At 68.8% G+C, this 13,538-nt stretch carries 13 protein-coding genes; 12 read left to right on the top strand and 1 reads right to left on the bottom strand.

The genetic code is table 11. The features are described 5' to 3' along the window. The first annotated feature begins 55 nt into the window (after nucleotides 1-55). The 3 genes from FPY90_RS01445 to ybaK all read left to right on the top strand — a co-directional run bounded on the left by FPY90_RS01445 (nucleotide 56) and on the right by ybaK (nucleotide 2,005). Nucleotides 56-964 (top strand): sulfurtransferase, encoded by a 909-nt coding sequence (locus FPY90_RS01445; RefSeq protein ID WP_071213358.1) that lies wholly within the window; start codon nucleotides 56-58, stop codon nucleotides 962-964. A 13-nt stretch (nucleotides 965-977) separates the two neighbouring features. Continuing rightward, nucleotides 978-1,418, top strand: coding sequence for a SufE family protein (locus FPY90_RS01440; RefSeq protein ID WP_071213596.1), 441 nt, complete (start codon nucleotides 978-980; stop codon nucleotides 1,416-1,418). Nucleotides 1,419-1,495: 77 nt separating this feature from the next. Continuing rightward, nucleotides 1,496-2,005, top strand: coding sequence for a Cys-tRNA(Pro) deacylase (gene ybaK / locus FPY90_RS01435; protein ID WP_071213359.1), 510 nt, complete (start codon nucleotides 1,496-1,498; stop codon nucleotides 2,003-2,005). Nucleotides 2,006-2,028: 23 nt separating this feature from the next. On the opposite strand, the gene FPY90_RS01430 is transcribed toward ybaK, so the two are convergent. Next, nucleotides 2,029-3,282, bottom strand: coding sequence for an alpha/beta hydrolase (locus FPY90_RS01430; RefSeq protein WP_498683421.1), 1,254 nt, complete (start codon nucleotides 3,280-3,282; stop codon nucleotides 2,029-2,031). Nucleotides 3,283-3,415: 133 nt separating this feature from the next. Here FPY90_RS01430 and msrB point away from each other — a divergent pair, with 133 nt between their 5' ends. The 9 genes from msrB to FPY90_RS01385 all read left to right on the top strand — a co-directional run bounded on the left by msrB (nucleotide 3,416) and on the right by FPY90_RS01385 (nucleotide 13,534). After that, nucleotides 3,416-3,847: a peptide-methionine (R)-S-oxide reductase MsrB gene (msrB, locus tag FPY90_RS01425; protein ID WP_071213598.1), complete on the top strand. Its 432-nt coding sequence runs from the start codon at nucleotides 3,416-3,418 to the stop codon at nucleotides 3,845-3,847. 224 nt (nucleotides 3,848-4,071) lie between these two features. Beyond that, on the top strand, nucleotides 4,072-5,445 hold the full coding sequence (locus tag FPY90_RS01420) for a DUF6421 family protein (RefSeq protein ID WP_071213360.1): 1,374 nt from the start codon (nucleotides 4,072-4,074) through the stop codon (nucleotides 5,443-5,445). A 40-nt stretch (nucleotides 5,446-5,485) separates the two neighbouring features. After that, nucleotides 5,486-6,214 (top strand): SDR family NAD(P)-dependent oxidoreductase, encoded by a 729-nt coding sequence (locus FPY90_RS01415; RefSeq protein ID WP_071213361.1) that lies wholly within the window; start codon nucleotides 5,486-5,488, stop codon nucleotides 6,212-6,214. Nucleotides 6,215-6,287: 73 nt separating this feature from the next. After that, nucleotides 6,288-7,343: a threonine aldolase family protein gene (locus FPY90_RS01410; protein WP_498683419.1), complete on the top strand. Its 1,056-nt coding sequence runs from the start codon at nucleotides 6,288-6,290 to the stop codon at nucleotides 7,341-7,343. Nucleotides 7,344-7,439: 96 nt separating this feature from the next. Next, a complete protein-coding gene (locus FPY90_RS01405; protein WP_286135256.1) occupies nucleotides 7,440-8,057 on the top strand; it encodes a DUF3000 domain-containing protein in 618 nt (205 codons plus the stop codon). 64 nt (nucleotides 8,058-8,121) lie between these two features. Next, a complete protein-coding gene (locus FPY90_RS01400) occupies nucleotides 8,122-9,438 on the top strand; it encodes an HRDC domain-containing protein (protein WP_071213364.1) in 1,317 nt (438 codons plus the stop codon). A gap of 145 nt (nucleotides 9,439-9,583) precedes the next feature. After that, entirely contained in the window at nucleotides 9,584-10,822 is a 1,239-nt protein-coding gene (locus FPY90_RS01395) for a thiolase family protein (RefSeq protein ID WP_071213365.1), read from the top strand. Between the two features lie 3 nt (nucleotides 10,823-10,825). Then, a complete protein-coding gene (locus FPY90_RS01390; protein ID WP_498683416.1) occupies nucleotides 10,826-12,955 on the top strand; it encodes a 3-hydroxyacyl-CoA dehydrogenase NAD-binding domain-containing protein in 2,130 nt (709 codons plus the stop codon). Nucleotides 12,956-13,102: 147 nt separating this feature from the next. Further along, on the top strand, nucleotides 13,103-13,534 hold the full coding sequence (locus tag FPY90_RS01385; RefSeq protein WP_083410987.1) for a QcrA and Rieske domain-containing protein: 432 nt from the start codon (nucleotides 13,103-13,105) through the stop codon (nucleotides 13,532-13,534). Nucleotides 13,535-13,538: the final 4 nt, after the last annotated feature.

The following is a 13,538-nucleotide window of genomic DNA, read 5'->3' as shown; positions in this document are numbered from 1 at the left end:
GGCTAGGCTGGAAACAGCACCATCCCCCATTTTTCTTGTTGCGAGGTCTATAACAATGAGCCTGCCCATCGACTCCAATCCTTCATTTGCCGAATATGCCCACCCGGAACGGCTGGTGTCCACCGATTGGCTGGCGGCCAACCTGTCCACCGAGGGCCTGGTGGTCCTCGAGTCCAACGAGGACATCCTGCTGTACGACACGGGCCACATCCCCGGAGCGGTCAAGGTCGACTGGCACACCGAGCTGAACGACGAAGACACCCGCGACTACGTCGACGGCGAGCGCTTCGCCGCGCTGATGGCAGCCAAGGGCATCGGCCGCGATACCACCGTGGTCATCTACGGCGACAAGTCCAACTGGTGGGCCTCCTATGCGCTGTGGGTCTTCACCCTCTTCGGCCACGAGGACGTCCGCCTGCTCGACGGCGGCCGCGACAAGTGGATCGCCGAGGGCCGTGAGTTGACCCGCGAGAAGCCGGTCGTTGCCACCACCAGCTACCCGGTCATCGAACGCGACGATTCGGTCATCCGCGCCTTCATGCCCGAGGTGCTGGGCCACTTCGGCAAGCCGATGATCGATGTGCGCTCCACCGAGGAGTACACCGGCGAGCGCACCCACATGCCCGCATACCCGGAGGAAGGCACGCTGCGCGGCGGCCACATCCCTTCGGCTGCTTCGGTTCCGTGGGGCCGTGCCGCGGCCGAGGACGGGACCTTCAAGTCCCGTGCCGAGCTCGAGGCGATCTACCTGAACGAGGCCGGGCTGGCCGCGGGCGATGACATCATCACCTACTGCCGCATCGGCGAGCGCTCGAGCCACACCTGGTTTGCCCTGCAGTTCCTGCTCGGTTTCCAGAACGTGCGCAACTACGACGGTTCCTGGACCGAGTGGGGCAACGCCGTGCGCGTTCCCATCGTGAAGGGCATCGAGCCCGGCGCCGTTCCCGCAGGATTCGGGGCCTAGCCGCATGGGTGAGATGCCCGAGGCCCTGGCCGAGATCGTCGAGGACTTCCAGTCCGTCACCGAGCAGGAGCGTCTGGAGATGCTGCTGGACTTTTCCGAGGAACTGCCCGAGCTTCCGGCGCGCCTGGCCGAGCACCCGGACCTGCTGGAGCAGGTCGTGGAGTGCCAGACCCCGTTGTTCCTGAACATCGAGGTCGAGCCGGCCGGGGAGCACAAGGTGTCGTTGTTCTTCTCCGCTCCCCCGCAGGCGCCCACCACCCGCGGGTTCGCCTCGGTGCTGCACCAGGGACTCGACGGGCTGCCCGCCGCGGCGGTGCTAGCCGTCCCCGACGACATGCCCAACCTGCTGGGCTTGACCCGGGCCCTGACGCCATTGCGTTTGCGTGGCATGACTGCCATGCTTGCCCGTATCAAGCGACAGGTCAGCGAGCGGGTTGCCGCTGCCGGCTCCTAAGCCGCAAGCAATTTCGATGCTTGGGCGCCGGCACATGCCGGCGCCCAAGCCCCGTTAATGGAGGATCCCGAAAGCCCATGTCCAAGAAGAAGAACACGCATTCCACCGGGACTCCCGCGACCACGCTGCTGGACCGCGAGGCGGTCCACTACACCGTGCATTCCTACACCCATGATCCGGCCGCGGCCAACTACGGGATGGAAGCCGCCGAGGCCATCGGGGTGCCCCCGGCCCGGGTGTTCAAGACGCTGCTGGTGTCCACCGGGGAACCGGGGGCCGCTGCGCTGGCGGTTGGCATCATTCCGGTGAACCGATCACTGGACCTCAAGGCCATGGCCACGACCCTGGGGCTCAAGAAGGTGGAGATGGCCGACCCGGCCGTGGCCGAGCGGCGCACCGGGTACGTGGTGGGCGGCATCTCCCCGCTGGCGCAGCGCAACCGCTCGCGCACAATCATTGATGCCAGTGCCATGGCGCTGGAAACCGTCTACGTCTCGGGCGGGCACCGCGGGCTGGACCTGGAGCTGTCCCCGGCGGACCTGCAGCGGTTGACCGAGGCAGAGGTCGCGCACATCGCCGGCCACTGAGGTCCGCTGCAGGGGCCGGGGGCCTATTCCAGGCCCGCCGCGTTGTCCCCGGGGCGCGGGGCCTCCAACACGCCCTGGACGAAGGCGGTGACCTCCGCTTCCCAGCGCTGCGGATCCACGTTCCACTCCCGGGTGTGCCCGGCCCGGCTGAATCGCCGCAGCCCCACCATTTGCGGGTTCAGGGCGGCGAGCTGCTCGGAGGGGCCGATCGGCACGAAGTCGTCGTCCTCGCTGTGCAGGATCAGGGTGGGGACCCGCAGCTGGTCGTGCCGTTCGACCCAGTTCAGGATCTTCAAATCCAGCGGGGCCGCCAGCCCGGTCATCCACCGTCCGGCCTTGTTGCCCAGCAGCCATTGGCCGAAGTCGCCCACGGCCTCGGGGATGCGGTTGCGCTTGGCCTGGTGCGAGAGCACATCGATCCAGTTGATCACCGGCCCGTCAAGCACCAGGGCTCCGATCTTCCGTGCCTGCCGGGACCTGTCGGCCACCTGCAGGGCGATGGCCCCGCCCATGGACCATCCAAACAGCAGGATCTCCCTGGCGCCGTTGGCCACGGCGTGGTCGATGGCAGCTTCGATGTCGGGCCATTCCGTGGCCCCGAGTCCGTAGCGTCCGTCGACCGCCGCGGGGGCCACCCCGTCGTTGCGGTAGGAAACCAACAGCGCGCTGATCCCCAGGGCCGCGAACACCGACAGTGCGCGCAAACCCTCCTTGCGGTTGGCCCCGCGGCCATGGACGCAGATGGCCCAGGTGTCCGCCTGGGTGTCCCCCGGGACGTACCAGGCCGGGGCCAGTCCGCCGAGGATCGGGATCTCGACGTCTTGGTAGGTGGCCCCGAGGTCCTCGGGCGAGTCGTAAACGATCCCGGAAAACCGTCCGCGCACCGCGGCCGACAGGTCCCCGAAGTAGATTTTTTCCACGGCCCGGGTCACGGTGCCGTCCCCGAGCCGATAGCCCTTGGGTTCGCCCAGCCGCGCATGGCCGGTGTCGGCGGTGAAGAACAGCGAGTAGCGGCCCGGTGCCGTGGAATCCTTGTCCGCCGACAGGATCACGTCCTGCCCTTCGGCGGTGGGCACCAGCGCGAGGATCTCCAGGCTTTGGTCCGGCTCCGCATCGGGGGTCACCACGCGGCGGGCAAAGTAGGCGGCCAGCGCGGAGACGCTTCCGGCAAAGATCGATCCGGCCGCAGCGCCGACACCCACGCCAAGCAACGCCCAGCTCAGGCCCTTGCCTGCCGAGGGTGCGAGAGGGGGCGTGGGGGAAAGATTTGCCTTCATGCCTACCATCATTGCAAACAACGGCTGCCACCTTGTGGTTTTGGGCCCGATGAATTTCGGCAGCCGATCCATGTCGCCGGACAGGTGCGGGAATGAGCGCGCCGTCCCCGGTGTTGTGCGTGATGTGAGTGATATCCAGAGCCCCAAAGAATCCAGCACCCCCGTCTCGCCCAGCGTCGCCAAGACCGATGAGCAGTGGCGCACCGAATTGACCCCGGAGGAATTCCAGGTCCTGCGCAAGGCCGGCACCGAGCGTCCCTTCACCGGCGCATACTGGGACACCACCACCGAGGGTGTCTATGAATGCCGGGCCTGCGGCCAGGAACTCTTTACCTCCAATGCCAAGTTCGATGCCGGCTGCGGGTGGCCCTCGTTCTTCGCGCCGCTGGCAGAGGACCGCGTCCGCTACATCCGCGACTCCACCCTGGGCATGGTCCGGGTCGAGGTGCGCTGCGCGGCCTGCGATTCGCACCTGGGCCACGTATTCGAGGGCGAGGGCTTCAACACCCCCACCGACCAGCGCTACTGCATGAACTCGGTCTCGCTGCGCTTGAAGACGACCTAGGCGCAGCGGGCCCCGCACCCCGGCGCCGGGCTGCATTCGGGAGGTGCCGAACCCGAGCATTCCCCGCACACATGCCTTGGTGCCCGCGGTGCCGCCTCATGCCACAGCACTGCTTACGCTCAGGCCAATTTTCAATCAGCAATGATGACCTCTCGGTACGCTGGAACCAGGAAACAACAACAGCATCCGCGGCACGTTCGGCCGTACCGAAAGGGGTATCCAAAATGTCACAGGCAACTCTTCCCAAGCCACTGTCCAACCACGAGCTCGTCTCCTCGCCCGCATGGCTGGCACTGAAGACGGCAGCCACCGAATTCCAGGGGCTCCAGGTCCACGACGGCTCGGTGCCCGAGGACTCCGACAAGCCCCGCGCCGCCGCGCTGCTGGGAACCATCACCGAATCCCTTCAGGTGCTGGCCCCGCAGTTCCCGCACGACGCCGACTACTTCCGGGCACTGCACCACGACCTGGCCGCCTGGGAACAAGCCGGGTTCGGCATTCCCGACTTCCTTGATGCGCTGCTGGCCTTCCAGCCGCAACTGGCCCGCGAGGACGGGCTGCGCCACCTGGTGCTCTTCCCGATGTACACGCAGAACGGCTCCACCGACAGGCTGCTCGAGGCGGTGCTGGTCGAGGTCATCTGGCCCGAGTTCATTTCCGCCCTGGAGGCCGGGGACTACTCCAACAAGCTCTTCGTCCCGCTGCGCTTCTTGGACTTCACCCCGGGCTACGACACCAACTCCGCGGTGCTCTTCCCCGAATCCGTGGCCATCCGCGAAACCCCGTCCTTCACCTGGGGCGCCATCTTCCAGGACCGCGAGGCCGCGCGCTTCCGCCGGGTGCTGAAGTCCGCCGCCCAGATCACCAACCTCGAGCTGCCCGCCGACGCGGCCGCCATGCTCGGGGACCAGTCACTGACCGAAGAAACTTTCGTGATGTGGGACCTGATCCACGACCGCACCCACATGCGCGGGGACCTGCCCTTCGACCCGTTCATGATCAAGCAGCGCATGCCCTTCTTCCTCTACTCCCTCGAGGAGCTGCGCTGCGACCTGACGGCCTTCCGTGAATGCGTGAAGATCGCCCGGGACGCCACCGCCGATGAGGCCACCCGCCACCACGCCAAGCTGGTTCAGTACGCGGTGATCTTTGACCGGATCTTCCGCTTCGCCATCACCGGGACCCGCAACCGCAATTACGACGGGGTCGGCGGGCAGCTGCTCTTCGCCTGGATGCACCAGCACCACGTGCTGCACTGGACCGACACCAAGCTGACGATCGACTGGGACCAGGTCCCCGAGGTCGTCTCGAACCTGGGCCATGCCATCGACGAGCTGTACTGGCGCTCGATCGACCGCCCGAAGATCGCGCACTGGCTTGCCGCCTACGAGCTGGTCTCCGCCACGCTGACCCCGCACCCGGCCTCGGTCTGGGCCAAGGGCCCCGACGCACTGCCGCTGACCGCCCCGCTGCGCGAGATGACCGACCAGGTGATGGACGACGAGTTCCCGCACTCGATGTTCTACGAGGCCCTGGCCAAGAAACTGCGCCCGGTCATCGAATCGACCGTGGGCATCACCGGCACCTCGGACATCTAGCGCACCGACCGCACACCCAACGGAGGCTAGAATCTTTTCCATGGCTGACCTCAAGGATCTGACGATACTGATTGCCGGGGCGAGCTCCGCCTCCGGCGTCGCGGCGGCACACGCCCTGTGCGAGGCCGGCGCCACGGTGCTGGCCGCCGGCTCCAATGCGGAGCGGCTGGCGCAGCGGCTGCCCTTCGTGCACGGGCGCTACGAGGTCGATTTGGCCAACCACGCCGCGGTGACCGAGCTGCACGCGCTGATCGACACCGAGCGCGGGCCCATCGACGGGCTGCTTCACCTGGTCGGCGGCTGGCGCGGCGGCAAGGGCCTGGCCGGGCAGACCGACGACGACGCCGAGTTCCTGCACACCCAGGTGGTCACCACGCTGCGCAACACCACCCGGGTGTTCCGCGACGACCTGGTGGCCTCGCGGTGCGGACGCGTTGCCATCGTCTCGGCCACCGCCGTGGATTCCCCCTCCGGCTCCAACGCCAACTACACCACCGCCAAGGCCGGGGCGGAGGCCTGGATGCGTTCGGTGGCGGCGGAGCTGCGCACCGCCCAGTCCGGCAGCAAGGCCGCACCGGTCCCGCAGCGGGCCGCGGCCCTCATCTGGGTCATCAAGGCGTTCACCGACGCCGCCAGCCGCGAGGCGCACCCCGAGCGCAACACCGCCGGCTTCACCGACGTCACAGCCTTGGGGCAAGCCGCCGTGGAACTGTTCACGGCGGATGCCTCCGCGATCAACGGGGCGCGGATCCACCTGCCAAGCCTCTGAACAACGGGTGCGCGGCACCCGCCGCGCACCGCCGAATTTTTCCCTGCCCTCCCCTCGATAGGACCCTTCTCCAGTGACTTCCTCGATCCATGATTCCTCGGTACGCGGCTTCGCCTCGGACAACTACTCCGGCGTCCACCCCGAGGTCCTTGCGGCACTGGCCGCGGCCAACGGCGGGCACCAGGTCTCCTACGGCGAGGACCAATACACCGAGGAACTCGGACGCGTCATTGCCTCGCACTTCGGTGAGACCGCCACGATCTTCCCTGTGTTCAACGGCACCGGCGCCAACGTCACCGCGCTGCAGTCGCTGCTGCCGCGCTGGGGTGCGGTCATCTGCGCCAACAGCGCCCACATCAACGTGGACGAGAACGGCGCACCGGAACGCATCGCCGGCATGAAGCTGCTCTCGGTGCCCACCCCCGACGGCAAGCTCACCCCCGAGCTGATCGACCTGGAGGCCTGGGGCTGGGGAGACGAGCACCGCGCCCAGCCGCTGGCCGTGTCGCTGACCCAGTCCACCGAACTCGGCACCCTGTACACGCTCGAGGAACTGCGCGCCATCACCGCGCACGCCCACAGCAAAGGCATGCGCGTGCACATGGACGGGGCCCGGCTGTCGAACGCCGCCGCCGCGCTCGGGGTGGGGCTGGGCGAGATGACCACGGGGACCGGGATCGACATCCTTTCCTTGGGCGGCACCAAGAACGGCATCATGTTCGGCGAGGGCATCGTGACCCTCACCGAGGGCCCGGCCGAGTCGATGAAGTACCTGCGCAAGATGAACATGCAGCTGGCCTCCAAGATGCGCTTCATCTCCGCCCAGCTGCTGGCCCTCTACGGCACAGACTTGTGGCGGACCTCGGCCGCGCACGCCAACGCGATGGCGGCCAGGCTCTCGGCCGCGGTCCAGGCGACCGACGGCGTGGAACTGGTCTACCCCACCGAATCCAACGGCGTGTTCGCAGCGCTGCCCAACGCCGTGGCGGACCGCTTGCGCGAGCGCTTCCGCTTCTACGACTGGGACCGGGCCGCGGGACAGGTGCGCTGGATGTGCTCCTTCGACACCACCGAGGCGGACGTGGATTCCTTCGTGGCCGCACTTGGCGAGGAACTTGCCGCGCGGTAGGTTCTTCCGCGGGCCGCCGGGGCGGGCGCGCAACCTGCACCCGCTCCCCGGCGTGCCGCAAGCATCCAAGCCACGGCCACACTTTAGACTCGCCATGTGACATCAAACGGACCAGTCCAAGCAGTGCCGCCGGCCTTCCTCGAAGCCCTGGCCGCCGTTCGCCGCGCCAGCTGCCGGCGCGAAATCCACCTTCAGGAAATCCCGGCCCCGGCCCGCCTGGCACCCTACGCCCTGGCCCTGTCCGCGGACGTCCACGAACGGGTGGCGCGCCCCAAGACGGAAACCGCGGCCCCGGTGCACGCCGAGGAACTGGCCACCGGACGCTTCGTGCTGCTGCACGACCCGGCGGGCTCCGCCCTCTGGGATGGCACCTTCCGCATCGTGACCTACATCCGGGCCCGCATGGAATCGGAGATGGGCAACGACACCATGCTCGGCTCCGTGGCCTGGACCTGGCTGCTGGACTCTCTGAACGAATCCGGCGCCGACTACCGCCAGGCCGGAGGCACCACCACCCGCGTGCTCTCCGAGAGCTACGGGACCCTGGCCGACCGCCCCGAGACCATCGACATCGAGCTGCGCGCCTCCTGGACCCCCGGCGACCACGACATCTCCACCCATCTGGAGGCCTGGGCCGACATGGTCTGCACCTTCGCCGGATTGCCGCCGCTGCCCAGCGGGGTCACCGCACTGCCGCACCGCCGGCTCTCCTAGAACCGGGCCATTCCGGCCCGCCGGAATCCGGGTCCCGGGCAATCGGTACTAGAATCGGAACATCATGACCCGTACCCACCACGCCACCAAACCAGCCCCGGGCGCCGCAGCCGACGCATCAACCGCTGCGCCGCAGCCCGAGGGAATCGAAGAAGCACCGCAGGCCGAGCCCCGGGAACCGGTCCTGCTGGACATGCCGCGCGACGGGGTTCCCGAGGTCATCACCACCGCACCGGGCATGGCGCGCGCCGCGCGCGCCATCGCCGCGGGCACCGGCCCGGTGGCCGTGGATGCCGAGCGGGCCTCGGGCTTCCGCTACGGACAGCGCGCCTTCCTGGTCCAGCTGCGCCGCGAAGGCTCCGGAAGCTGGCTGATCGACCCGGTTCCCTTCGAGAACCTCGATCCGATCCAGGAAGCCATCGGGGACGAGACCTGGATCCTGCATGCCGCCTCCCAGGACCTGCCCTGCCTGCGCGAGCTGGGCCTGGAACCGGCCCGCCTCTTCGACACCGAACTTGCAGCCCGCATCGCCGGGCTGCCGCGCGTGGGACTGGGCCCCGCCGTCGAAGCCCTGCTGGGGCTGCGCCTGGCCAAGGAACACTCGGCCGCCGACTGGTCCACCCGCCCGCTGCCCGAGCCGTGGCTGCGCTACGCCGCGCTGGACGTCGAGGTGCTCGACGAGCTGCGCGTCGAACTGATCAAGATCCTTGAGGCCGACGGCAAGCTCGAGTATGCGGAACAGGAATTCGAGGCCGTGCGCACCGCACCGCCGGCCCCGCCGCGCGTGGACCCGTGGCGGCGCACCTCGGGCCTGCACCAGATCCGCGACCGCCGGACCCTGGCCGCGGTCCGCGCCCTGTGGGAAACCCGCGAATCCCTGGCCCGCACCCGCGACACCGCCCCGGGCCGGCTGATCCCGGACTCGGCGCTGGTCGCCGCGGCCAAGGCCATGCCCAAGAGTGTCCCCGCGTTGCTGAAGACCCCCGGCTTCCACGGCCGCTCGGCCTCCAAGGACGCCCCGAAGTGGCTTCGCGCCCTGCAGGACGCCTCCACCACCTCCGAGCTGCCGCCCAACCAGGTCCCCTCGAACTCCCCGCCCCCGCCCAAGGTCTGGGCCGACAAGGATCCGGTGGCCGCCGCCCGGCTGCAGACCGCCCGGGCCCGGGTGGCGCGCACCGCCGAGTCGCTGAACATCCCCACGGAGAACCTGCTGACCCCGGACACGCTGCGCCGGTTGTGCTGGAACCCGCCGGCGGCGATCGACCCGGACACCGTGGCCGATGCCCTGCGGGCCCTGGGCGCCCGGGCCTGGCAGATCGACCTGGTGGGCCCGGTGCTGACCGTGGCGCTGCTGGACCCGGACGAGTTGGCCAAGCGCTGATGAATTGCCGGGCAGGTTTTTCCGAAATACCGGGAAGGACCTGCCCGGCTTTTTCTTGCCCGGGGGCGCCCGGCTTGCACTCTAAGTTACTCACCAGTAGCGTATGGGGTGGATCACATCCACATCCCGATCACAAGGAGTACCGGTGAGCCCCCAGCCAGTGAACACGCGCCATGCGCGCAGCGTCCGCGACGTCGTCTTCGTCGACGGCGTCCGCACCCCCTTCGGCAAGGCGGGTGAAAAGGGCATGTACCACGGCACCCGCGCCGACGACCTCGTGGTCAAGTGCATCCGCGAGCTCATCCGCCGCAACCCCTCGCTGCCGCCCGAACGCATCGACGAGGTCGCCATCGCGGCCACCACGCAGACCGGCGACCAGGGACTGACCATCGGGCGCACAGCAGCGCTGCTGGCCGGACTTCCGCAATCGGTCCCGGGATTTGCCATCGACCGCATGTGCGCCGGGGCCATGACCGCGGTGACCACCACCGCCGGCTCCATCGCCTTCGGCGCCTACGACGTGGTCATCGCCGGCGGCGTCGAGCACATGGGCAACCACCCCATGGGCGCCGGGGCCGACCCGAACCCGCGCTTCGCCGCAGAACGCCTGGTGGACCCGGCAGCCCTGAACATGGGCAACACCGCCGAGAACCTGCACGACAGGTTCCCGGCCATCACCAAGGACCGCGCCGACGCCTACGCGGTGGAATCCCAGGCCAAGCTGGCGGCGGCCTATGCGGCCGGGGACATCCAGCCGGACCTGGTCCCGGTCGCCGCGCGCCGCCCGGCCGAGGGCTTCACGCTGCGCACCACCGACGAACCCCCGCGCCCGGGCACCAGCCTGGAATCGCTGGCCGGGCTGCGCACCCCCTTCCGCGCCCACGGCCGGGTCACCGCCGGCAACGCCGCGGGCCTGAACGACGGGGCCACCGCCGCGGTGCTGGCCAGCGCGCAGGCCGCCGAGGAACTCGGGCTCAGCGTGAAGATGCGCCTGGTCTCCTACGCCTTCGCCGGGGTCGACCCCTCGGTGATGGGCATCGGCCCGGTCCCCGCCACCGAAAAGGCGCTGGCCCAGGCCGGGCTGGCCATCGGGGACATCGGCCTGTTCGAGATCAACGAGGCCTTTGCCGTCCAGGTGCTCTCCTTCCTTGACCACTACGGGATCCAGGACACCGACCCGCGGGTGAACCGCTACGGAGGGGCCATCGCGGTGGGCCACCCGCTGGCCTCCTCGGGCGTGCGCCTGATGAACCAGCTGGCCCGCCAGTTCAAGCAGGACCCCTTGGTCCGCTACGGGTTGACCACCATGTGCATCGGGCTGGGCATGGGCGGCACCGTCATCTGGGAAAACCCGCACCACGCCGACTTCGGAAAGGATGCCTAAGCCATGAGCTCGAGCACCATTGAAAACTTCGCTTCCCTCGCTTCCCTGGTCCCCGACGAGATCATCACCCACTCCCTTCTCGAGGACGTGGTGCTGCCCGGCGGCACCACGCTTGCGCTGCTGACCCTGGACAACGGGTTCGACCACACCAAGCCCACCACGCTGGGCCCCAACACCCTGCTGGAACTGCACGCGGCGCTCACCGCGCAAAAGGCGCGCGCTGCTGCCGGGGAGATCGCCGCGCTGGCGGTGACCGGGAAGCCCTACTTCCTGGTCGCCGGCGCGGACCTCAACGGCGTGAAGAACCTCGCCTCTCCCGAGCACGGGGCGGCCATGGCCACCCTGGGCCATGCCTGCTACGACCTGCTGGCGGACCTCGGGGTGCCGACCTTCGCATTCATCAACGGCGTCGCCCTGGGCGGCGGGCTGGAGATCGCCCTGGCCTGCTCCTACCGCACCGTCTCCACCGGGGCCAACGGCATCGGGCTTCCCGAGGCATTCATCGGCCTGATCCCCGGCTGGGGCGGGGTCTACCGGCTCCCGCGGCTGACCGGCCCGGAGGCGGCCATGACGGTGATGATCGAAAACCCGCTGAACAACAACCGCTCGCTGAACGGGGACGCGGCCTTCAAGCTCGGCATCGCCGACGCCCTGTTCGAGCCGGCCGACTTCCTGGAGCAATCCCTGCTCTGGGCCGGAAGCGTGCTCGCCGGCGCCGAGGTCGCCCGCCCGAACGCCGTGGAGCCGAACTCCAGCCCCGAGGTGGCGGCCCGCTGGGCGGCAGCCGCGGCCAAGGCCCGGGCCTTCGTGGAGGCCAAGACCTCCAACGCCGCCCCGGCCCCGGCCAAGGTGCTGGAGGTCTTCGAGGCCGGAGCGTCGATCACCCAGAAGGAATCGGCGGCCCTGGAAATCGCGGCGCTGACCGACATGATGCAGACCGACGCCTTCCACAACACCGTGTACGCCTTCCTGGACCTGGTGCAAAAGCGCTCCAAGCGACCCGCCGGCGCCCCGGATCCGAAACTCGCCCGCCCCGTCACCAAGGTCGGCGTGGTCGGTGCCGGGCTCATGGCCGGACAGCTCGCGCTGCTCTTCGCCAGGAACCTCAAGGTGCCGGTGGTCATCACCGACATCGACCAGGCGCGCGTGGACAAGGGCCTGGCCCACATCCATTCCGAAGTGGACAAGCAGCTGGCCAAGGGCCGCATCTCCCCCGACGCGGCAAACCGCACCAAGGCGCTGGTCACCGGTTCGGTGTCCAAACAGGCCTTTGCCGATGCGGACTTCGTCATCGAGGCCGTCTTCGAGGAACTTGCCGTCAAGAAGCAGGTCTTTGCCGAGGTCGAGGCCGTGGTGTCCCCCGAGTGCATCCTGGCCACCAACACCTCCTCGCTGTCGGTGACCGAGATGGGCAGGGACCTGAAAAACCCCGAACGGCTGGTCGGCTTCCACTTCTTCAACCCGGTCGCCCAGATGCCGCTGCTGGAGATCGCGCGGACCGAAAAGACCGGCGACACCGCGTTGGCCACCGCCTTCGCCCTGGGCAAGGCATTGCGCAAGACCAGCGTGCTGGTGGCGGACGAGGCAGCCTTCGTGGTGAACCGGATCCTGCTGCGTTTGATGGGCGAGATCGCCAACGCCTTCGACGACGGCACCGAGGCCTCGGTGGCCGACGGCGCACTGCGCCCCATGGGCCTGCCCATGAGCCCGTTCACGCTGCTGGCCATGGTCGGGATCCCGGTGGCGCACCACGTCTCCGAGTCGCTGCACGCCGCCTTCGGCGAGCGCTTCCACGTCTCGGGCAACCAGCAGGTGCTCATCGACAACGGCATCAAGTCACTGTGGGCGCCCACCGGCGACGGCGGGATGGAAATCCCGGCCTCCACGCTGGGGCTGCTGGAGTTCGGGAACACCCCGAGCACCTCCGAGGAACTGCTGCTGCGCACCCAGGACGCGCTGGCCGAGGAGATCGGGTTGATGCTGGCGGCGGGCGTCGTGGCGGGTCCCGAGGACATCGACCTGTGCATGATCCTGGGCGCCGGCTGGCCCATGCACCTGGGCGGCATCACCCCGTACCTTGACCAGGTCGGCGCCTCCGAGCGGGTCAACGGCAAGAAGTTCCACCAGCACTAACCGGGCCCCCGCGCACCGGGGCGGGTGAAGGCGGGATGCCGGCTACGGCCGGCGTCCCGCCTTCGCCGTTTCCCGATGGTGCCGGCCAAAAAATAATCCCGGCTCCCATCCATCGACCTTGGCCCGATTGTGCGCGACACTTTGGTTATGAAACAGCACATCACTCTCATGCCCACCCGCAGAAGCGTCATCGAGGCTTCCCTGGTTGCCGGCGCCGCGGTGACATTGGTGTCGTGCGGGTCCGGCGGGAAGGCCCAGGACCTCCCGCAAGCCACCGGCAAGCCCGTCGACGCGATCGCGCTGGCGAAGCTTCCGGTCAAGGGCACCGCCTCGGTCACCGTCAACGGTGCCGGCTACCTGCTCTACCGCCCGGACGAGGCCACGGTCCTGGCCTACACCTCGGTGTGCACCCACCAGGGGTGCAAGGTCGGCACCGGCAGCGGCGAGATCTTCAAGTGCCCCTGCCACGGCTCGGAGTACTCGAAGCTCGACGGTTCGGTCGTCCAGGGTCCTGCCCCGAAGTCCCTGGCCCGCTTCGCCACCGAGGTGGACGGCCCCGAGGTCAAGATCCTCCTCTAGCGGG

This window comes from Arthrobacter sp. C2, from assembly GCA_024207135.1.
Classification (GTDB): Bacteria; Actinomycetota; Actinomycetes; order Actinomycetales; family Micrococcaceae; genus Paeniglutamicibacter.
This window is presented reverse-complemented; position numbering and strand designations above follow the sequence as displayed.

Bases quoted from the DNA above. Each gene is read 5' to 3' on its own strand.
- FPY90_RS01415 (WP_071213361.1), top strand. From the start codon at position 5,486: ATGGCTGACCTCAAGGATCTGACGATACTGATTGCCGGGGCGAGCTCC.
- ybaK (WP_071213359.1), top strand. From the start codon at position 1,496: ATGTCCAAGAAGAAGAACACGCATTCCACCGGGACTCCCGCGACCACG.
- FPY90_RS01440 (WP_071213596.1), top strand. From the start codon at position 978: ATGCCCGAGGCCCTGGCCGAGATCGTCGAGGACTTCCAGTCCGTCACC.
- FPY90_RS01445 (WP_071213358.1), top strand. From the start codon at position 56: ATGAGCCTGCCCATCGACTCCAATCCTTCATTTGCCGAATATGCCCAC.
- FPY90_RS01390 (WP_498683416.1), top strand. From the start codon at position 10,826: ATGAGCTCGAGCACCATTGAAAACTTCGCTTCCCTCGCTTCCCTGGTC.
- FPY90_RS01400 (WP_071213364.1), top strand. From the start codon at position 8,122: ATGACCCGTACCCACCACGCCACCAAACCAGCCCCGGGCGCCGCAGCC.
- FPY90_RS01385 (WP_083410987.1), top strand. From the start codon at position 13,103: ATGAAACAGCACATCACTCTCATGCCCACCCGCAGAAGCGTCATCGAG.
- FPY90_RS01420 (WP_071213360.1), top strand. From the start codon at position 4,072: ATGTCACAGGCAACTCTTCCCAAGCCACTGTCCAACCACGAGCTCGTC.
- FPY90_RS01430 (WP_498683421.1), bottom strand. From the start codon at position 3,282: ATGAAGGCAAATCTTTCCCCCACGCCCCCTCTCGCACCCTCGGCAGGC.